Source organism: Pseudomonas sp. Y3 TE3536 (assembly GCF_053629175.1).
Window position 1 is genome coordinate 2940242 of record NZ_JBRJHU010000001.1, and the last position, 20551, is coordinate 2960792.

Genomic DNA, 20551 nt, shown 5'->3' on the forward strand with positions numbered 1-20551 from the left:
TACCCGCGAAGAGGCCAGTACTGCCAAGCATCAATCAAAGCGGCCGCAGCAACCCAAACCGCTTGCGCAACACCCAGTCCAGCAACCGCCGCGGCAACAGCCTGGCAATCAGCGGCAACGCCGTGCTGCCATTACCCAGCCTGACCACCGCAGGCACCGCCGTTTTGCGCGTAGCCGCCAACACCCCTTGGGCAAACACCGCCGCAGGCGTCGGCCGGTCCTGCGATGCCCGCGCCCGTGCCTGTACATATTCGCGCAGTGGCCACCACGGCGAGTCCGCAGCCAACACCTGATCGGCCTGGCGCTGGGCATTGCTGGCGAACTGCGAAGCGATCGCCCCCGGCTGCACTTCCATCAGCCGAATGCCAAACGGCGCCAACTCCAGGCGCAGGGCATCGCTCAGGGCGTTGACGGCAGCCTTCGACGCGCAGTAGGCCCCAGCGAACGGCGTGACCAGCACCCCAGAAACGCTGCCGATATTCACCACCAGCCCACGCGCGCGGCGCAGCAGCGGGAACAACGCGCGGGTCACGCCGACCACGGCGAAAACGTTGGTTTCGAATTGCTGGCGCATGGCGTCCACACCCCCGTCGAGCAATGGGCCCATGGCACCGTAGCCAGCGTTGTTGATCAGCATGTCGAGGCGGCCGTGGCTTGCTTCCAGCTCCTCGGCCAGTTGGGTCAGGGCTTGGCCATCATTGACGTCCAGTTGCCGGGCGGTGAAACCGGCGGCGGCTAAATGCGCGACGTCTTCAGGTTTGCGGGCGGTGGCCCAGACTTCATGGCCAGCATCGCGGAAGGCGTCGGCCAGGGCGCGGCCGATGCCGCTGGAACAACCGGTGATCAGGACGGTGGGCATGAGGGAGGCCTTGGGTCAGGGGAAAGTTGTCGTCTTTACCGGCGCGAAGGGGCCGGTAAAAACAGCAGATCAGTGGGCGAATGTACCTTGCAGATGCGCTGCACGAAACATCAGCGTCTGCGACTTGGGCCCAAAGCGCAGTGGTGGTGGTGGGCAGGGCTTGGCCGTGAAGCGCAGCAGCAGGGCTTATAAGGTGAGGATGGGCACGTCGACAACCGTGTCTTCAAACAGGATTTCTTAACTGGGCGAATAAGGCCTGAAGACACTACGCATCGGGCGCAGTTCGGCAAACAGCGCTGCATGACGGGGAAATTTGAACTCGCTGCCTCCGCCCGGCAAGTTGATCGGAGCATCCCTGGAGTGCGCAGCAAAACGCTGTGCAATAGCGAGTTAGTTTGAGTGGAATGGCGCTAAAGAAAGCGAAGTTTATTTGATGAGGGAGGGATTTCCCATTGTAATATTTACAGAGGCTTCAAAGTGTGAGTCGTTCGAGGTGAAATTAAACTCGCTTTTCCCTTTGAGGTAGATCGGCGCTCCCAAAGGGTCTAATGGATTGAATTTAAGTTCTGTTATATCCAGCCAGCCCGTGCCCTCGGTGGTCGGTATGGGAGTCCAATCGTCGGTCCAGTTGTCGTAGTGAGCAACAGTCTCGCTTGTATTCGCTACAAGGTCGGTTTTGCCAAGCCTAAAATTATTAATCATCGAAATGTAAAACACGTGCGTCACGTGTCCCGATTCGATGAGAATTGCACCAATAAGTCCTCTGTGCAAAGAGAATTGCGAATAGGTTTCAACGGCGCGGGTTTTATGGGTGTTTGTATTGGTGATCGTTAATTCGACTTTGCCGTCTACAAGGTTGCTGCGCAATAGTGCTCGGTTGAATGATGGATGGCTCATGACATATCCTCTTTGTGGGTTTGGAGTGGCCAATTTAAACGTGATGCTGAAAGGTAGGTACTCTTATAAGTACTAGGTGGGCACCTTGGCCGATGCTGAGCGACTGTAGGTTCGAGCTGCGTAGTATCGGGCAGATCTTCAGTCAGGTCCGCCTTTTCCCAATGCAACGCTTGCAAACTGGTCGGGTTCGACATGCTCGGCAAGTTGATCGGAGCATACCTCGCATATGTACCAGTACCGCAATCCTTCCTGTGGCGTTAACGTAGTTTCAGGCGACACGCTAAACGTGCGCTTGTCTATTAAATAATCCTGGCTATTAGGAAATCTGTATGAGAGCTGATAAATGTTAAATTTTTACGATTACCAAAAGCGGGCGCTGGTGAATGGTGTCGAAGATTCCGATGACAGTGCCGTTGAACACAGTAACTATAAATATTATCCGGGCGCAGTGGCGGGCGAACTCAGTGTGAATGGTGAAAATGAAAACACGGCAGGGCCTTGGCCGTTCCGTAGCCCCAAAATCGGGGTGCGAAATAATTATCTACCCCCTACTTCCCTCAAGGGCGATGCCAGAGTCGAGGGTGTCGGAACAGTGGGCGCTATCGTCCTGCCCTATTACCTAGGCGGAGAATTAGCAGGGTTCAGTGTGTTGGCTTTGAAGGGGAGTGGGTTCTACCCCAGTAGATTCATAGATCCCCCTGTTATTGGGCCGGGGGGGAAGGATAGCTTTTCCTGTAGTTTTGCAGTGTACTTTAAAATCAACCAGACTGAATACAAGTTGGTGGTGGATAAATTTGAGGTTGATTTCGCCAAGTCGGACCTCTGAAAATATATCCGGATAAGGAATGGAAGGTTCGCTATGTGCGGCGTGCAATAGCGAACCCCGGCTTAGACGGCGCGAAGCTTTCACCGATTTCCTGACGCTCAATCGGCGCCGAAACGCAGGCATACACACCCTCGCAGCGCCCGATATAGTCCTCGTCCAGTTAGCGCTCCCGGATTGCACGTCGATCAATTGGCGAATGTACCCTGCAAGTGCTCGGCGCGAAACTCGAGTGTCTGCGGCCGATAGCCAGAGCGCAGTGGCGGCAAAGGCAGGCAATCCTTCCACTCGGCACCCGGCTGCAGCTCACCCGGCCCCCGGTAACGCGGCGCGCTGTAGGTGTTCTCGGCCAGGTTGACGGTATCGCCCGGCGCATACGCACCCACCCGCCAACGCAGTTCGGTCAGCGGGGCCTTGTTGCCGTTCTTCATGTGAACCTGCAGCGCGCGGTCGGCGGGGCATTGGTCCGGGGCATAGCTCAGGCGCAAGTCCAGGCGTGCCAGTTGTGTGGCTTCGCGGTTGTCTTGCCAGGCCACGAACAGGGCGACCAGGCCGATGCCACACACGGCGGCCAGTGATATCGGCAACGCCTTCGCTGGGTAACGCAGCAGCAGTACCAGCCAAGTGAGAATTAGCAGGGCGCCGATGATCATGGAGAGAGCCTTGATTGCATTGATTTGGCCATCCTAGCACTTCTGCGAGTACCGCCGTAGCCGCCCTCATCCTAATCTGGAAACGCATTAATACTGGCTGCTTTAGTTGGCATCTGTGTGACAGGCCGGTTGTTGCCACCCATTAAAATCATCAGCTTTCGGAGTCAATCATGAGTGTACTTAATACCAAGACCGGCGGCGCATCTGGTGCGATGACGGCCACCCTGCCAACAGGCGAGCAATTCATTGCTCAAGACGTCTGGTTCGACCCGCTCGGCGGTGTGCTGGGTATCCGCAACCCCGCGCAGGACGTTGAAGAATTCATCTACATTGGCTTCCCGTTGGGCATCACGGATGGCGACCATACCCTCGGTGAGGGTGGCACATCGGCGTACTTGGGGAGTGACGTATCAGGCCATGCGCACAGTGGCGTAATTCAAAGCCTGGTATGGAACCGGGAGGAGTGTGGGGTCGCGGGTAAGTTCGAATTCAAGGGCAAAGATGAATATGCGCGTGACTTTCACGTCTCAAAGGGTGTGTTTGATATTGCCTATGAAAAGCCCGCCTCTGCACTGCAGCGCAACACCGCAAGTGCTGCCTCTGCGGTGATCGTTCCAGCACTGAAAGATAATGCCGAGTTCAACGCTAATGAACGGGGTTATAACGGTGACCGTGAGCGCCCGACGTTTGTCGCGGTCAAGCAGTCCATCGGCCTTGAGGGTGGCCTGCTGGCCCTGGGGGCGGTGTTCCTTCTGGAGTACGATCAAAACAACCAACCTTCGGTCAAGCGCGCCTTTGCCAGCGTCAATCACGGTTTGATCGCGGCTGAAAATTACGCCATCACCCAGTTGGCGTGGGAGCCAGGTAAAGCCTTGTCCTTCGCCTTCACGCTTGCATTCCACTACAACGCTCAGCCTTTCACATTTCAGGCAGGCCTTGTCGACCTGAAGATGTAAGTCAGCAAAGCGGTCACCCAAAAGCCCCGCCTCTTTGCAGGAGGCGGGGCGGGCTTCGCATTACTGCGCGATGGTCTTCACCGAAACCCCACGCTCGACCGGCGTCGACGTGCGCCCATACACATCTTCGAAGCGCTCGATGTCATCTTCACCCAGGTAGCTACCGGACTGCACTTCGATGATCTCCAGCGGGATCTTGCCCGGGTTGCGCAGGCGGTGCACCGAAGCGATCGGGATGTAGGTCGACTGGTTCTCGGTGAGCAGGAACACGTTCTCGTCGCAGGTCACCTCGGCGGTGCCGGACACCACGATCCAGTGCTCGGCGCGGTGGTGGTGCATCTGCAGCGACAGGCTGGCGCCTGGCTTGACGGTGATGTGCTTGACCTGGAAGCGGCCGCCCATGTCCACCGAATCGTACGAGCCCCATGGGCGGTACACTTCCAGGTGGTTCTGGGTTTCGCTGCGGCCTTGCTCGTCGAGGGTCTTGACCATCTGCTTGACGCCTTGGACCTTGTCCTTGTGGGCAATCATCATGGCGTCCTTGGTCTCGACCACGACGATGTTCTCAAGGCCGATCACCGACACCAGCTTGCCGTTGCCGTGGATCATGCAGTTGCGGCTGTCTTGCACCACCACATCGCCCTTGGTGACGTTGCCGTTGTCGTCCTTCTCGTGCACATCCCACAGCGATGACCAGCAGCCCACGTCGCTCCAGCCGGCCGACATCGGCACCACGCAGGCGCGCTGGGTCTTTTCCATCACCGCGTAGTCGATGGAGTTGTCCGGGCAGCAGGCGAAGGTGGCTTCGTCGATGTTCAGCACATCGCCGTCTGCCTGGCTGCGCTCCAGGGCCAGTACGCAGGTGTCGTAGATGTCGGCGTCGTGCTTTTTCAGCTCTTCGAGGTAGCGGCTGGCGCGGAACAGGAACATGCCGCTGTTCCAGAAGTAGCCCCCGGCCTTGACGAACTCGGCGGCGCGTTTCTCGTCGGGCTTTTCAACGAACTGCGCCACCCGCGCCACACCTTCAGGCAGCAGTGCGTCCTGGCTGGAGCGGATGTAGCCATAGCCGGTCTCGGGTTTGGTCGCCGGCACGCCGAACAGCACCATCTCGCCACGCTCGGCGGCCACGGTGGCCAGGGCCAGGGCGCGCTGCAGGGCTTTCTGATCGTCGATCACGTGGTCAGCGGGCAGCACCAGCATCAGGTCGTCGCGGCCTTCGCTGACCAGCTTCATCGCGGTCATCGCCACGGCTGGGGCGGTGTTGCGGCCGAACGGTTCCATCAGGATGCCCTGGGTTTTCAGCTTCAGTGCCGAGAGCTGTTCCTGAACGATGAACGTGTGGTCCTTGTTGCAGACCACGATCGGCGCGTCCATGCCTTCGAACACCAGGCGCTGGATAGTTTGTTGGAACAGCGTGTGCTCACCGGTCAGGGCCAGGAACTGCTTGGGGAACTGCTTGCGCGACAGAGGCCACAGACGCGAACCGCTACCACCAGAAAGAATTACCGGGATCATGATGTTTCTCCAATAAGGTCGTTAATGAGGCAGGGGATCAGTTAGTGGACACTGGGCGGGTAACCCAGACCGGCGACAGGCTGCTGCCGGAACCGGTGACGTACAGCACGGCGGCTTCGCCGCGCTCCAGGGCGACGGGTTTGACGTCGCTGACTTTCTTGTCGCCGGCATACAAGGCGAGGTTGACCTTGACCGGGTTGATCTCACGCTCGCCACGGCCTTTGGCGGCGACCGGCGTTACCACTTCGGTCTTGCCGTCGGCGGTCTTCAGGGTCAGCGACTGGTCGCTGAGGTTCTGTACGCGTACCAGGGCTTTCTGCTTGTTCTTGAACGGCGGTTCTTCGATCAGTTGCGGGTTGCCGCTGCCGCTGTTGACCAGGGTGTAGTACTTGTCCGAGGCCAGCTTGACCGGCACGCTCTTGCCGCCCACCTGGGCGGTGTAGTCACCGCCTGGGAGGAAGCTGAAATCGCTGCTGGCCTGGGCGCCGACCTGCTTGATCTGGGTGTTGCCGACCGAGGCGGCGGCAGGCGCGCTGGCGGCGTTGTACAGGCGCACGAAGGTCGAACCTTTCGGTGCGGTCGGGCCGTACAACGCGGCGTCGGCACCGGCGAAGGCCTGCATCGAGGCAAGGGACAGGCCTGCTGCGAGGGTGAGGGCTTTGGCAATGGAAGTCTTGGTAGTCATGTGCATTTCCTCTCTTTCGATCAGTGGTTCGTCCGGGTGGACGACAGGGCCAGGTTTTCTTCGGATTTACGGGAGTTCTTCAGCTGGGCGATCCACTGCGGATCGAAGCTGCTGAGGTCGTTTTTCATGGGCAGATAACGTTCGGGGAATTCCCACACCACGACTTGTGGGGCGGCATTTTTGAAGGCATCGCTTTGCAGGTACTTGAGCATCGGCAGCAGTGGGCCGTGGCCGTCTTCGGCGTAGTTGGCGACGTCGCTGCGCAAGGCTTGCTGCAATGCGCCGAGGAAGTTCCAGTGCGGGTTGGCGCTGTAGCTGGTGCCGACCAGTGCGACCGGGATCTGGCTGTCGGCGAACAGCGCGTCGCCCGCATCGCCAGCGGCTTGGGCTGGGCGCGTGGTGCGTTGCTGCAGGTTGTCCGGGCTCGGCAGCAGGTTGCTGAACAGCGGGTCCAGTGGCAGGAAGTTGGTCAGGTCGCCTTTGTAGGGCGCCGTGTTGCCGGCTTCGGTGATGAAGGTTTGCGGGTCGCCATTGAGCAGGCTCTGGCGGCTGACCGCTTCGGCCAGGGCTTGTGCGGCGACTTCGGCGCCCATCGGCGTCCAGTGCGTGTCGGTGCGCAGGAACACCTGGCCGCGGGCCTTGGCCTGTTCCATGGGCGCCATCAGGTCTGGGGCGAACACGTTGGCCTGGCGGGCTTGGGCATGGAAGCGGTTGTACAGGTCGTCGTGCAGGCTGGCGGGCAGCTCCTTGCCGACGTATTCGGAATAGACCCGCGCCTTGGCCGGCACGATCGCCAGCACCAGCTGGCTGCCGTGTTGTTGCAGGGTGTCGCGGACGCCACGGATCAGCGCCAGGTTTTCTTGCATCAGTTGCTCGGCACCGGCGGTGGGTTTGAACTCTTCGTCGCTGAACAACCACTGGTCGCGGCCCAGCACCACGCCCGGGCGGCCTTCGTTGAACAGCTTGAAGTCCAGCGCCGCCCAGAGGTTGGTGCCCAGGCGCTTGATCGGGAACTGTTCGTCGTAGTGGGTCTCGGCAGCCTTGGCCAGCTTGCCGTTGAGCAGGGTCATCTGCGCGGTGCGCTGGAAGCTTTCCAGGCCGCCGGTGGACCAGGCGCCCATGCCGACCAGCAGGCCGAGGAACGACAGCGAATAGGTAATGCGTAATGTCCGGGTCATGGTCATCAACCTCAGAACTGGAAGTAAAGGAACGGCGAATAGCTCTGCGCCGAAAGCTTGAGGATCGAGGCCACGAACAGCAGCAGGACCAGGGCGCGGGTCATCACCCGGGTCCAGTCCAGGCCGATCGAGCCGTCGGCGTTGACCTGCACCGGGGTTGCCTTGGGTGTCGGCTGGGCATTGCGGTAGAAGTCGCGCAGGCCGAAGAACGCCAGGGTGAGGTAGGCGATGACCAGGGTGGCCACTTGCAAGCCGGTCAGCTGGGCGCGGTTGAGCTCCGACAGCTGCCATTCACCAAAGCTGAACATGGCGGCGTACATGCGCCCGGCCACGTGCAGGTTCTCGGCGCGGAAAATCACCCAGCCGACCACGACCAGCAGGAAGGTGAAGGCCCACTTGACCGGGTTGAAACGCTGCGGGTTGGTGTCGATGCCCAGCGCCCGCTCGATCGCCAGCCACATGCCGTGCCAGGCGCCCCAGAGGATGTAGGTGAAGTTGGCGCCGTGCCACAGCCCGCCCAGCAGCATGGTCAGGAACAGGTTGCGGTAGGTGTTGAAGGTGCCTTTGCGGTTGCCGCCCAGGGTGATGTACAGGTAGTCACGCAGCCAGGTCGACAGGCTGATGTGCCAGCGGCGCCAGAACTCGGTGATCGACTGGCTGATGTAGGGCTGCTTGAAGTTCTCCATGAAGCGGAAGCCCATCATCAGGCCCAGGCCGATGGCCATGTCGCTGTAGCCGCTGAAGTCGAAGTACAGCTGCGCGGTGTAGGCCAGGGCGCCCAGCCAGGCATCGCCGGTGGTCGGGTTCTGCAGGGCGAAACAGTGGTCGGCCACCACCGCCAGGGTGTCGGCGATGAACACTTTCTTGATGAAGCCCTGCATGAAGCGGGTGCAGCCTTCGGAGAACTTGTCCAGGGTGTGGGTGCGGTTGTTGAACTGGTCGACCAGGTCTTTGAAGCGCAGCACGGGGCCGGCGATCAGGTGCGGGAAGATCGCCACGAATGCCGCGAAGTCGATCAGGTTGCGGGTGGCCGGGGTGTCGCCGCGGTACACGTCGATGATGTAGCTGATCGACTCGAAGATGTAGAACGAGATACCGATCGGCAGCAGCACGTGGGTGAGGATGAACGGCTCCAGGCCGAACGAGGTGATGATCGCATTGAGGCTGTCGACGCCGAAGTTGGCATATTTGAAGTAGCCAAGGATGGCCAGGTCGACGCCCACGCCCAGCAGCAGCCAGCGCTGGGCCGGTTTGGTACGCACGCCGGCGGCGCCGACTTTCAGGCCGATCCAGTAGTTCCACAGGGTGACGCCTGCGAACAGGGCGAGGAAGTCCACCCGCCACCAGGCATAGAAGATGTAGCTGGCGATCAGCAGCAGCAGGTTGCGATAGCGTTGCCCGCTCAGGTAGTACAGGCCGAGAAAGATCGGCAAGAACAGGAACAGGAACACGTTGGACGAGAAGACCATCCCGGTTCTCCTAATTTGTTCACAGCATCCAGGGCAAAACGCCCCCCAAACCCCCCAGTCCATGACTGAAGAGCAATTCATTTCCTGTGGGAGCGGGCTTGCCCCGCGAAGGCGTCAGCACAGGCGACGCTTTTTCCCTTTCGGGCCCATTCGCGGGACAAGCCCGCTCCCACAGAGATCAGCCCACAGTGGGCTGTTACTTCTTGCTCTGTGCGCTCGGGTCATAGACCCGGGTCAGGTTGCCGCCGAGCCTGAAGCTGTCGAACGGCTGCATACCGTGCTTGCGATCAAGGGTGTCGCCGACGCACTGGTACAGCGCGCACCAGGGCTCGAGCCAGGCGTACTTGCTGTCGACCTTGAGGTCTTTCATGTCCTGTTTTGTACCGGCGCGTTCAGCGAAATGGCGCGGGTCACGGGCGCCGGCCAGCACGCCTTCACCCAGGCGCTGCAGGGCGAAGTTGTTCTCGCTGCGCAGGTCCACGCCATTGACCTTGGCGAAGCTGGCGATCATCGCCAGCGGTGGCAGGGCATAGTTGTGGTAAGCCAGGGCGCGCTGCTTGCGTTTGATTTCGTTGGGCAGGAAGCCTTGGTCGTCGATCTGGTTGGCGCCGACCTTGTATTCCTTCACGGCCCAGTCGAACAGGTCGCGACGGTCGGTGGCGACGGCGGTGGCCATCACCGACCAGGCCGCCCAGTAGCTGTGGTTATTGATCTTCTCCAGCGGCAGGTCGCTCCAGTCGCGCACGGTCTGCTCGGCCAGGCGGGCAAACCAACGCTCGATCTGTTCGGCCTCGGCCTGGTGCGCGGCCAGGGGCTGCGCGTTGGAGAACTTCAGGCGCAGCCACGATCCGCTCATGCTGCCCAGTGCCCATTTGCGCATCGACTTGCCGGTGTGGTTGTAGTCGGTGGACAGCAGGGCGTCGGCCCGCGCCCAGGTTTCGAGCCAGGCAAGCGTGCAGTCGAGCTGCGCCGGGCGGCCGTCACGCATGTACTGGCCGACCATCTTGCTGACGCCTTTCTCCAGCGTGGTGATGTCGGCCGTGGAGTCGCGGAAGGCTTTTTCCGAGGCCACATTGAGGGTCGCCCGGGCCTTGTCGGAGCCTTCGTACTTGCTGCGAAACTGCAGCGCGCCGGTGTACGGCTTGGGGGCAGGTTCGCAGCGGAACTTGCCATCGCTGGTCTTGAGCTTTTCGATCCCCTCGTAGTAACCCAGGGGCGGTACCAGCGCGGCGTGCGCGGCGCCGCCGAACAGGGCCAGGCTGAGCAGGGCGGGGCTGATGAGTCGCTTGAATGGGGTCATGGTCGCCTCACTGGCCGGCTTGCGCGGTTTGCGCAGGCACGGCGAAGTTGTTGCGTTTGCAGAGTTTGGCCTCGACCTTCTGGGTGCCTTTCTCCGGCCCCTGGACCTCGAAGGCCAACAGGTTCTGGCTGGCCCAGTCTTCGTCTTCGCGCATCTGGAAGACGAAGCGGCCGTCGGTGTCGGAGGTTTCCGGTTTCTCCAGCTTGATGTCCTCGTGGCGGCCGTTGAGGTACCAGAGGGTGGCCTGCAGCACCTTCACCGAAGGGTCTTCGAACTTGACGTCCATCTGCAGGTTGCGGTTGATCAGGTCTTTGATCACACCGCCCTTGCCGTTGACCATCAGCTCGTTCTTGCCGGGCTTGAGCGTGGTGCTGGCGCTCATCAGCGCCGGGCGTGCGTCACAGCCATCGTCGAGCAGGCCGAGGATCTGCCGCCAGATGGTTTCCTGGTCCAGGCGATACAGCGGGGAGAACTCCCAGATCAGAATCTTCGGCGGGTTTTTCTGGAACTCTTCGCTGCCCAGGTACTGGATCATCGAGCCTTCCAGGCCACCGCCAGGGAAGGCGACGTTGAGCACGTCGGCGCCGATGTACTGTTCGAGGAAGCCCGAGAAGTTGTAGTTCTTGCCGCTGTGGCTGGTACCGACCAAGGTGATCTGCGCGTTGCCGCCATCGCCGAACAGGTCGTCGCCGCCGCTCGCGCCTTTTGGCTCGGTGGCGAACTGGTCCATGTACTGCACGGCGTAACTGGTGCCGCAGAGCTGGCCGGCGACGTTGTGCAGGGTGCCGGTCTTGCCCATGCGCCCGGACTTCTTGGTTTCGAATTCCTTGCGTGGGATGCCTTCGAAGGCCGGCATGTGGTGCACGGTGTCGGCCACGATCTTGGCGGCGCGCTCGGCGCCATACGGCGTCCAGTGCTGGTCACCGCGGAAGTAGAAGTCTTTGCCCTGGTCGGCGGCGGCCAGTTGCTCGTTGGTCAGCGGCGACAGGTCGGGCACGTTGTAGCCCATCTTGCTGAAGCGCTGGAGCATGGCCTGGTAGTTGCCCAGGGCCTTCTGGTAGTCGAAGGCGGCTTTTTCTTCCGGCTTGAGCATGTTGCGGTTCACCAGGCCACGGGTCGGCTGGTAGACCACGACCAGTTCCACGCCGCGCTTCTTGAACGCGTCGTGCACCTGCTGCAGGCGCTTGTAGCCGGCGGGGGTGGTGTTGAACTCGGTGCGCAGGTCCTCGCGGGTACGGAATAGCCAGTCGCCCTGGGCCTGTACCAGCGTGGTGAAGTTCTGCTGGTAGCGGGTGGTGTAGCGGCTGGCGTCGTGCGCCTCGGGGCACAGTTGGCAGCAGGGTTCGGCGCTGAACGTCGGGGCTTTCACCTCGTCGGCGCGCACGCCCTGGCTGATCGCCAGAAGGGCGGCGGACAGGCCCAGCAGTTTCATCAGGTGTGGAGTCATGGTCTGGGCTTCCTTAATCGATCATTTCGGTCTGGCGTTCGACCGGGTCGATCAGCACAGCCTTTTGCTGGCGCACCAGCAGGTCGAGGATTTCGTCCTGGCGCTCGCCGAGGATGCCGTTGAGGCTGATGCCGTTGGCCTTGCGCGGCGCGAGCATCGACACCTTGTACAACTCGACCGACAGCGGCGAGTCGATCGACAGCGGCCCGGAGCCGTTGGCCGCCAGCTCACCGCCCACCACGATCAGCGAGACTTTGGTGTCGAACGGGTCGAGGGCGATGTCGCGGTCGGTGTCGGACAAGTCCTTGATGTGCCCGTAGACACCCACCAGGCCATTGGCCATGGCGACGTTTTCGTACAGGCGGATGTTCACGCTGTTGCGCACGCGGATGCCGTGGCGGCGGTTGTTGATCAGCTTGTTGCCCCAGATCAGGTTGTCGCCGCTTTCATACAAGGTGATGCCGTCGGTGTGGTTGCGGTAGATCTCGTTGTAGGCGATCAGGTTGTTGACGCTGTTACGGTCGATCACCACGCCCGAGAGCTTGTTGTCGTAGCTCTTGTTGTTGATGATCCAGCTGTCGTTGACTTCACGCGAGACGATGATCCCGTGCTTTTTCTTGGTGCCGTACACCGTGTTGCCGGCGATGATCAGGCGGTGCGAGCGGTCGTGCGGGTCGATGCCGTAGACGATGTTGTCGCGGTAAGTGTTGTCCTTGACCACGAAGTCCTGCGTCTCGTAGCAGTAGAAGCCGTACCACATGTCGCTGAACTCCGAGCCGATGATCCAGCCGGTCGGCTCCGGGCGGCCCATGCGCTTGGCCATGTTCGGCGTGTACTGCGAGATGCTCACACCGTACGACTTGGACTTGGCGTAGCCGAAGCTGGCCATCTTGGTGTTGACGATGTAGGTCTCGGTGCCGCCCCACGACAGCAGGAACGGGCGGAATTCCTTGGGCGAGCGGAAGGTCGCCGGGCCGTTGTCCTTCTCGCGCCAGCCGGTGACCTGGGTGTCGCTGACGAACAGCTTGCCGTCGTTGACCAGAAACGCGCCGCCCTCCTGGGACAGGCGCAGTTGCTTGACCTTGCCGTTGATTTCGAGGATGCCCTTCTGCCCGACCACGATTGGCAGGCGCGCCAGGTACACCCCCGGCTCGACTTCGCTGAGGTACTGCTTGGGTACCTTTTTGCTCAGCTCGACCAAGTCGACATGGCCGTCATCGACGAAGATCGCCTGGGGGATGCCGTGCTGGCGTTGCACCCATTCGGCGGCCTTGTTGTCGCCACCGATGAACTCCTTCAGCGACTCTTCCTGCAGCATGCGGCGCACGCTGACTTTGCCTTTGTGGCGGCGGTCGATCTTGTTCTGCACGGCCTCGGCAGTGAAGCCGCTGAGGTCGGGCAGTTTCGGTGGGTCCATGTGCAGCGGCTCGGTGGGCGCGCTGGACACGGTGTAGGTCTTGGCCTGCTGCAGTTCCTTGGCGATCACCGTGGGTTCTGCGGCGACGGCAAGGCCTGAGGCCAGCAGCAAGGCGCTGGCCAGGAGGCTGTGACGTAGGTGCGGGTGAAGGGGCATGACAAGAAATCCTCTACCGGCCTCAGAAGCGCCAGATCACGTCGACAAAGGCACGGTGCATGTACGAGTCCGCTTCCTTGCCATAGGCGTCACCTGGCTTGAACACACCGGCGCGCAGGCGCACCAGCGCGGACGGTTCGTCGATTGCCTGGCTCATCGAAGCGGGCAACAGGCCCTGCTTGAAGTACTTGGTGACGACCACGTCCATCTCCTGGCCGAGGTCTTTTTCGCCATTGATCAGCGGGCGGTTCACGCCGTTGTCGTTGACCGCAGCGTTGATGCCGCTGGAGCCAATGTTCTGCTCGCCATCGACGCGCCAGAACTTGTGGTAGATCAGGCTGGCGTCGTAGTCGTCGCGCAGTTGCCACGAGGCAAACAGGGTGGCCGCCTGCAGGTTGCCCAACTCGCCACGGAAGGCCTCGCCGAAGCGGTGCACGCGCGAGCGGGTACCGGTGAAGTTGGAGCGGTTGCTCTCAAGGCCGGTCTGCTCGAAGTTGTTCGAGCCGTCATCGCCACCGCCGCCGCTGCCACGGGCGTAGGCCGCACCGACTTGCCAGTTGGGGTCAAGGCGCAGGCGGATGCCGAGGTCGGTGGCCCAGGCGTTGACGTCGCCGCTCTGCTTGCCGGTGGCCACTTGATCGTCGCCCACCTGTTGGCTGCTGAGCTTGTCGCGGTCACCGGTCAGCCAGGTCAGGCTGCCCCAGTAGTTGACGGTGTGGTCGTTGCGCCAGTTGTAGGCGTCACTGTTGGCTTCCAGGCCCAGCCAGGTGAGGTCGCCGGTGCGGGTCTTGTCAAGCGCGTCGATCGTCTCGCCGGGGCTTTTCAGGCTGCCGCTGTCATGGGTGTGGTGGGCACGCAGGCCGACCCAGTGGCCGGGGGTCCATTGCGTGGCGACGTTACCATAGAGGTGCGTGCGGTCTTTGTCTTCCGGGGCCAGTTCGGTGAGGTCGGTGCGGTACTCGCTGAAGCGCTGAGCCACGCCTAAGTCGGCCTTGAGCAGGGTGGTGTCGAAGGTCCAGTTGAGGGCTTCGATGTTGGTGTCGCGCCACATGCCGTCGTCGCTGCGCAGGCGCTGGCGGCCTAAGCGCAGTTGCTCGCCAGGGTACTGGGTGAGGCCGCTGTAGCCGACCCAGAACTCGCGCATGGCCAGGTAGCTTTTGTCCGGCTTGCGGCTGTCGTCACCGGTGTCGGTGGTGGTGCCGTCGTCGTTCTGGCGCAGGGTGTCGGTTTCGATGGTGTCGGTGGCCGCGACGGCCTGGCCCATGGCGTAGGCGCTCCAGTTGCCGCGCTCGCCGTACACCCAGGGGCGCAGGTCGAGACCGAGGCCGTTGACGTCACCGCCGGGCCGGGTGCCGAGGTCGCGATCGTCTTCCGACTGGCCGGTGATTTTCACGTCCAGGCCGACGTTTTTCTGCGCGGTCATGTCGGCCAGGGTCGGGCAGGACCACAGCAGGGCGAAGCTCAGGCCGATGCCGGCTTTCACGAAGGGATTGAGCGTCATAGCGAGTCCTCACCGTCTACTTCTTGTTCGTCGTCTTGCAGGGCTTCGAGGGCCAGGGTGCTGTTGGCGCCTTGGGCCATGCTGCCGCGCGCCTGTTTTTCCTGCGTCAGCAGGGTTTGCGCCTGGCTGCGCTGGTCTGGCGTGAGTTGCTGATCGAGTTGCTGCAGCAGTTCGGCCGACTGTGGCGTCGGGTTGGCCTGCGACAGTTGCGCGAACACCCAGGCGTTGCCAGGTTGCGGGCGGATGCCATGGCCTTCGCTGAACAGCTGGGCCAAGGCATAGTCGGCGCTGTTCTGGCCGCCACGGGCGGCAGCGAGCAGGTGGTCGACGGCCTTCTGTGGCTCGACGTTGCCCAGGTAACCGCGGCGGTACAGCTGGCCCAGGTAGTAATGGGCGCTGACCTCGCCAGCGTCGGCGGCGGCCTGCAGGTGCTGTTCGGCTTTTGCCGCATCGGCGGGCAGCGTCTTGCCTTCGTAGTAGAGGCGGCCCAGCAGCAGTTCGGCGCGTGGCTGTTCGGCGGCGCGGCCTTTGTCGATGTAGGCCAGTAGCTGGTCGGTGTCGCCCAGCTCGGGGAAGTCGTAGACCAGTTGCGCAAGGCTGACCCACGACGCCGGGTTGGCCGGCGCCACCTGTTCGAGCAGGTCCTTGGCGGTTTTTTCGTCGGTCTGGCCGAGGCTGCGGTCAGCCAGCACACGGGCGACGCTGTCGACCCGGGTGGCCGGTACGGCGCCGCGGGCATAGGCCGCCTTGAGCTGGCCGAGCAGGGCGGCTTGCTGGTCGGGCTCGCCGCGCTTCTGGTACACGGTGGCCAGTTCGACGTAGCAGATGTCGGTGGTATTGAGCGCGGCTTTGCAGATGCTCTCGACCTCGCCCAGGTGCTGGTCGTAGGTGCCCTGGGTGCGATACAGCAGCACCTGGGCCAGGCCCGCCTCCGGGTTGCCGGCGGCGCGCCACTGGTCGATCTGTTGCTGCGCATTGACGTTGGGGAAGCTCTGCGGGTATTGCAGGTAGAGCATCGCCAGCGGGATCAAGGTGTTGCTTTCGCCTTGCTGGGCGGCGCGCTTGAGCAGCGTTTCGGCCTCTTCACGTTCAGCCTGGGTGCTGTCGGGCTTGGCCACCAGCAGGCGGCCGAGCCGAGCCTGGGCCCGTGGCGACGTGGAGGCGGCGGCGCGGTAGGTGGCTTCGGCTTGCTTGATCTGCGCGGGGTCGCGGGTGGCGACCTTGATGTCGGCCAGGCCGACTTGCGCATCGCTGTAGCCGAGGTCGGCCAGGGCCTTGTAGTTGCGCTCGGCCAAAGCGGTGTCGCCGCGCTTGAGGGCTTCGTTGGCCAGGCGCTGGTCAGGCAGGCCGGCACAGCCGGCGAGCGTGATGGCCAAGGCAAGCGTGCCCCATGTGAATGGGCGAGCGCTGCGCGCCCGTTCGCGGCACAAGGCCGCTCCTACAGGTTTTGCGCCAGGCGACAGATGGGGGAGCGACTCGGGCCCTGTAGGAGCGGCCTTGTGCCGCGAACGAGCGCGCAGCGCTCGCAAAACAGGCAACATTAATGCAATAGGCATGACGCGATCGGGCTCAGTCATCGGCTTGTCCTCTTACAGCCCACGGGCCACGGCTTTGTCGATCAGCCAGTTGAACGACGGCCCGCGGTCGCTGCTGACCGAAGCAGGGCGCCCGGCAAGTTCTGCTGGCAGGCCGCTGTCAGGCTTGATCTGCACACGGATGTCGGAGGCCAGGTCTTCGCTGTTGAGGCTGGCGCTGCTGACGATCTGGCCGGTGCGCACTTCGTCTTCGCCGGCCACCTGGAAGTTGACTCGGGTGCCGGGCGTGACCTCGTCGAACTGGCGGTAGCTGAAGCGCGCTTCGACCATCGGGTTGGTGGTGCGTGGGATCAGCTGGAAGATCGGTTGGCCCTTGGCGGCATACTGGCCGTCATCCACCAGCTGGCGGGCGACCACGCAATCGCAGGGGCTGGTGAGGGTGCCGGAAAGCTGCTTGCCGAACAGTTCCTCAACCTTGGCCGGCTCCAGTTGCGAGTCGTCCAGGTGGCCTTTGAGCATGTCCAGCATGCTGGTGCTGAAACTCGCCAGGGGCGCGCCCTTGACCACTTGGCCGCCGCTTTCGACCAGGCTGTTCACGGTGCCGTCGCGGGGCATGGTGACGCTGGTGGTGGGCACTGCGACCACGCCAGCTTCGGCGTGGCTGACGAAGTACATGCCGTACAGCGACTTGGCAACGAAACCGAAGGCGGCCACGCCGATCACGAACACGCCGAGGGTCACGCTGACCGCCTTGAGGCGGCCGAAGGCGGTCAGGCCGGCACCGCCATCCTTCTGCTTGCGCGCCTTGGTGAAGTTGTCGCGCTGCAACGTGCTGAGCACATCACCGATGCTGATCAGCTCACCCGACAGGTGGCTGGTGATGATGTGCCGCAGGGTGGCGATGTCGCGCGGCTCCAGGTTCTGGAACTGCGCGCCGGTACGGCCATTGCTGGGGTTGAAAGAGCGCATCTGGAACTCGATGTCGATCGACAGGCCCAGGTTGTCGACCACGAACTGCAGCCGCCCGCGCAGCACATCGCCCACCGACAGTTGCTGTTTGGTGTGGAAGCTCAGGCCACCGGCGGACAGGTCATCGACCTTCACTTCGTGGGTTTGGCGCTGGTTATCCAGAAAGCGCAGCTTGGCTGGAATGCGCACCCGGGCGTGTTGGCGCTGGGCTTCGGACTCATGCACGACGTTGACGTTCACGGCGGTATTCATGGTGGTTTGTTCCTGTTAGATCCGATCCGGTTGGGCTCACACGACCATGAACAGCACAGCAACGAAGATGCTGGCCGCCGAGAAGGTCATGGTCCGCGAGGACCAGGTGTTGAACCATTGTTGAAAGCTGGCGAGGTCACGTTTGAGGGCAGTGGGCTGGCGGGTCCAGGACTGCTTGTCGAGGCGGAAGAACACGTAGATCTTCATCATCGCGCCGACGATCTGGTTGTAATAAAGGATCAGCGGATAGGCCGGCCCGACCTTGTGCCCGGAGCACAGCAGCATCACGGTCAGGATCAGGCGAGTGATGCCGATCCACAGCAGGTACACCAGTAGGAAACCCAGGCCAAACTTGAGGCTGGCGATCACCGCCACGGTCAGGCCCAGCAGGCTGGTCCACATCGACACGCGCTGGTCGAACAGGACGATGCTGGTGAACAGCCCCAGGCGCCGCAGGCCCAGGCCCAGCGCGCGGGAGTTCTGCCGCAGGTTGTTGCCGTACCAGCGGTACATCAGTTTGCGGCTGGCCTTGAGGAAGCTTTTTTCGGGCGGGTGCTCGACGGTGTTGATGGCGGCATCCGGCACGTAGAAGGTGTCGTAGCCCAGGCGCATCAGGCTGAACCAGCTGGACTTGTCGTCACCGGTGAGGAACTTGAAGCGGCCCAGGCGCCAGTGCATCAGCGAGTCGCTTTCGACGTCGGCGATGAACTCGGGGTTGGTCACCACACTGGCGCGGAACATCGACATGCGCCCGGTCATGGTCAGCACGCGCTTGGACAGGGCCATCGAACACATGTTGATGTGGCGCTGGGCGAAGCGCAGCTTGTGCCACTCGCTCATGATGTAGCCGCCGCGCACTTCGCAGAATTCGTTGGTGGTCAGGCCACCGACATTGGGGTAGAGCTTGAACCACGGCACGGTCTTGCAGACCACGCCATCGGCCAGCACGGTGTCGCCGTCGATCACGGCCACCACGGCGTTTTCGTCTGGCAGCATCCGCGAGATGGCGCGAAAACCATAGGCCAGGCCGTCACGCTTGCCGGTGCCGGCGATGCGCACGATGTCCAGCTTGACGTGTGCCGGCGGGTTGTATTTGGCCCACAGGCTTTTCACCAGCAGCTCGTCCGACATCTCCACCAGCGAGCAGACCACGGTGGTGGGGAAGCCGCAGTTGATGGCTTCGCGGATCACCGAGCTGTACACCTGCGCGGTGGTCAGCGCATCGATACGAAAGCTGGTGACCATCAGGTACACGTGGGACGGGTCCGCAGCCTTGCCCAGCTTCTGCACCTTGCGGCGCAGGTACGGGTAAACGGCGTACAGGAAGATCATGCCGCGGATGAAATGGGTGGCGCCCATCGAGTAGCGCCAGATGCCGACTGCGCCGACCAGGAAGATGAAGTGCTTCGACTGCGAGTCGAAGATATCGGCCGGCAGGGCCAGGGCGATCAACATGAGCAGGCTCATGTAGAGCAGCCACCCGGCGCACTGCAACAGCACTGTCTGGAGCCTTTGCATGTTCAGCATCCGTCGCGAAATCAGGGAAGGAAGGGCAGCGCGTGTTCCCTGAGGAGCACCTGCGCTGCCCGGCCAAGGGTGTTACCAGCAGATGCCTTCGGTACGGCTGGTGCCGCAGGTGGCTTTGCTCATGAAGCCCACCAGGTCGATCACCTGTTTGCCTTCCGGCGCTTGCTGGGCAAGGGCGCGGAACTGCTCGTCACGGTTGCCCAGGACGATGATGTCGGCGTTGTCGATGACCTGCTGGAAGTCGGCGTTGAGCAGCGAGGAAACGTGTGGGATCTTCGATTCGATGTAGTCCTTGTTGGCGCCGTGAACACGGGCGTACTGGACGTTCTCGTCGTAGATGCCCAGCTGGTAGCCCTTGCCGATCAGGCGCTCGGCCAGTTCCACCAGCGGGCTTTCACGCAGGTCGTCGGTGCCGGCCTTGAAGCTCAGGCCGAGCAGGGCGACCTTGCGCTTGTCGTGGGCTTCGATCAGCTCGAAGGCGTTCTGCACCTGCGACTCGTTGCTGGCCATCAGCGAATCGAGCAGTGGCGCTCGCACGTCGAGGCTGGCGGCGCGGTAGGTGAGGGCGCGCACGTCCTTCGGCAGGCACGAGCCGCCGAAGGCGAAGCCTGGGCGCATGTAGTACTGCGACAGGTTCAGTACCTTGTCCTGGCAGACCACGTCCATCACGTCGCGACCATCGACACCCACTGCCTTGGCGATGTTGCCGATCTCGTTGGCGAAGGTGACCTTGGTGGCGTGCCACACGTTGCAGGTGTACTTGATCATCTCGGCCACTTCGATCGGCTTGCGGATGATCGGTGCGTCGAGTTCTTCGTACAGGCTTTGCAGCACGTCGCCGCTGGCGCTGTCCAGTTCACCGATTACCGTCATCGGCGGCTGGTCGTAGTCTTTGATCGCGGTGCTTTCGCGCAGGAACTCAGGGTTGACTGCAACACCGAAGTCGACCCCGGCCTTTTTGCCCGAGCAGTCTTCGAGGATCGGGATCACCACGTTCTTCACGGTGCCCGGCAGCACGGTGCTGCGGACCACGATGGTGTGGCGGCGGGTGGTGTCACGCAGCACGTAGCCGATTTCGCGGCACACCGACTCGATGTACTCAAGGCCCAGGTCGCCGTTCTTCTTGCTGGGCGTACCGACGCAGATCATCGACACATCGCTGGCGCGGATGGCCTCGGCGAAGTCGGTGGTGCCGCGCAGGCGGCCATTGGCGATGCCCTGTTGCAGCAGTGCTTCCAGGCCAGGTTCGACGATGGGCGACTTGCCCTGGTTGATCAGGTCGATCTTGGTGCTGGACACGTCCACACCAATCACTTCATGGCCTCGCGCCGTCAGGCAGCCTGCACAGACCGCCCCTACATAACCCAAACCAAAGATGCTGATACGCATCGCTATCACCTCATGTGTGTTTA

General features: G+C 62.3%; 17 protein-coding genes. 2 read left to right on the forward strand and 15 right to left on the reverse strand.

Going from position 1 to position 20551, the window contains the following annotated elements; translation table 11 throughout:
* Window positions 1–34: 34 nt before the first annotated feature.
* Together AB7M33_RS13310 and AB7M33_RS13315 are read right to left on the reverse strand one after the other, a co-directional pair.
* Window positions 35–859 (reverse strand): SDR family oxidoreductase, encoded by an 825-nt coding sequence (locus tag AB7M33_RS13310; protein WP_186677809.1) that lies wholly within the window; start codon window positions 857–859, stop codon window positions 35–37.
* A 426-nt stretch (window positions 860–1285) separates the two neighbouring features.
* Window positions 1286–1756, reverse strand: coding sequence for a hypothetical protein (locus tag AB7M33_RS13315; RefSeq protein WP_454242962.1), 471 nt, complete (start codon window positions 1754–1756; stop codon window positions 1286–1288).
* A 343-nt stretch (window positions 1757–2099) separates the two neighbouring features.
* On the opposite strand from AB7M33_RS13315, the gene AB7M33_RS13320 reads away from it, so the two are divergent.
* Window positions 2100–2582, forward strand: a complete 483-nt coding sequence (locus tag AB7M33_RS13320; RefSeq protein WP_454242963.1) for a hypothetical protein — start codon at window positions 2100–2102, stop codon at window positions 2580–2582.
* A gap of 185 nt (window positions 2583–2767) precedes the next feature.
* On the opposite strand, the gene AB7M33_RS13325 is transcribed toward AB7M33_RS13320, so the two are convergent.
* A complete protein-coding gene (locus tag AB7M33_RS13325; RefSeq protein ID WP_454242964.1) occupies window positions 2768–3232 on the reverse strand; it encodes a multidrug transporter in 465 nt (154 codons plus the stop codon).
* A gap of 170 nt (window positions 3233–3402) precedes the next feature.
* Between AB7M33_RS13325 and AB7M33_RS13330 the strand changes: the two genes are divergently transcribed.
* On the forward strand, window positions 3403–4188 hold the full coding sequence (locus AB7M33_RS13330) for a hypothetical protein (RefSeq protein ID WP_454242965.1): 786 nt from the start codon (window positions 3403–3405) through the stop codon (window positions 4186–4188).
* A gap of 60 nt (window positions 4189–4248) precedes the next feature.
* On the opposite strand, the gene AB7M33_RS13335 is transcribed toward AB7M33_RS13330, so the two are convergent.
* The 12 genes from AB7M33_RS13335 to AB7M33_RS13390 form a co-directional block, all read right to left on the reverse strand.
* Window positions 4249–5703 (reverse strand): mannose-1-phosphate guanylyltransferase/mannose-6-phosphate isomerase, encoded by a 1455-nt coding sequence (locus tag AB7M33_RS13335; protein ID WP_027595300.1) that lies wholly within the window; start codon window positions 5701–5703, stop codon window positions 4249–4251.
* A gap of 37 nt (window positions 5704–5740) precedes the next feature.
* Window positions 5741–6388 (reverse strand): alginate O-acetyltransferase AlgF, encoded by a 648-nt coding sequence (locus AB7M33_RS13340; RefSeq protein WP_027595301.1) that lies wholly within the window; start codon window positions 6386–6388, stop codon window positions 5741–5743.
* A 20-nt stretch (window positions 6389–6408) separates the two neighbouring features.
* Window positions 6409–7566, reverse strand: a complete 1158-nt coding sequence (locus tag AB7M33_RS13345; protein WP_027595302.1) for an alginate O-acetyltransferase — start codon at window positions 7564–7566, stop codon at window positions 6409–6411.
* A gap of 11 nt (window positions 7567–7577) precedes the next feature.
* On the reverse strand, window positions 7578–9035 hold the full coding sequence (locus tag AB7M33_RS13350) for an MBOAT family O-acyltransferase (RefSeq protein ID WP_454242966.1): 1458 nt from the start codon (window positions 9033–9035) through the stop codon (window positions 7578–7580).
* Between the two features lie 196 nt (window positions 9036–9231).
* Window positions 9232–10335 (reverse strand): mannuronate-specific alginate lyase, encoded by a 1104-nt coding sequence (locus AB7M33_RS13355; protein ID WP_265968547.1) that lies wholly within the window; start codon window positions 10333–10335, stop codon window positions 9232–9234.
* A gap of 7 nt (window positions 10336–10342) precedes the next feature.
* Entirely contained in the window at window positions 10343–11782 is a 1440-nt protein-coding gene (locus AB7M33_RS13360) for an alginate O-acetyltransferase (RefSeq protein WP_085273970.1), read from the reverse strand.
* Window positions 11783–11795: 13 nt separating this feature from the next.
* Window positions 11796–13355 (reverse strand): mannuronan 5-epimerase AlgG, encoded by a 1560-nt coding sequence (gene algG / locus AB7M33_RS13365; protein WP_027595306.1) that lies wholly within the window; start codon window positions 13353–13355, stop codon window positions 11796–11798.
* A 22-nt stretch (window positions 13356–13377) separates the two neighbouring features.
* A complete protein-coding gene (locus tag AB7M33_RS13370) occupies window positions 13378–14856 on the reverse strand; it encodes an alginate export family protein (protein ID WP_027595307.1) in 1479 nt (492 codons plus the stop codon).
* The gene (gene algK / locus AB7M33_RS13375) at window positions 14853–16412 is read right to left on the reverse strand and encodes an alginate biosynthesis TPR repeat lipoprotein AlgK (protein WP_225876735.1); all 1560 of its coding nucleotides are present in this window, start codon (window positions 16410–16412) and stop codon (window positions 14853–14855) included. The genes AB7M33_RS13370 and algK overlap by 4 nt, the downstream gene beginning before the upstream one ends.
* Before the next feature lie 33 nt (window positions 16413–16445).
* Window positions 16446–17612, reverse strand: coding sequence for a PilZ domain-containing protein (locus AB7M33_RS13380; RefSeq protein WP_454242967.1), 1167 nt, complete (start codon window positions 17610–17612; stop codon window positions 16446–16448).
* Between the two features lie 36 nt (window positions 17613–17648).
* On the reverse strand, window positions 17649–19130 hold the full coding sequence (locus AB7M33_RS13385; protein WP_172960386.1) for a glycosyltransferase family 2 protein: 1482 nt from the start codon (window positions 19128–19130) through the stop codon (window positions 17649–17651).
* A gap of 81 nt (window positions 19131–19211) precedes the next feature.
* Window positions 19212–20528 carry a nucleotide sugar dehydrogenase gene (locus tag AB7M33_RS13390; protein ID WP_027595311.1) on the reverse strand — a complete coding sequence of 439 codons (1317 nt, stop codon included), beginning with the start codon at window positions 20526–20528 and terminating at the stop codon, window positions 19212–19214.
* Window positions 20529–20551: the final 23 nt, after the last annotated feature.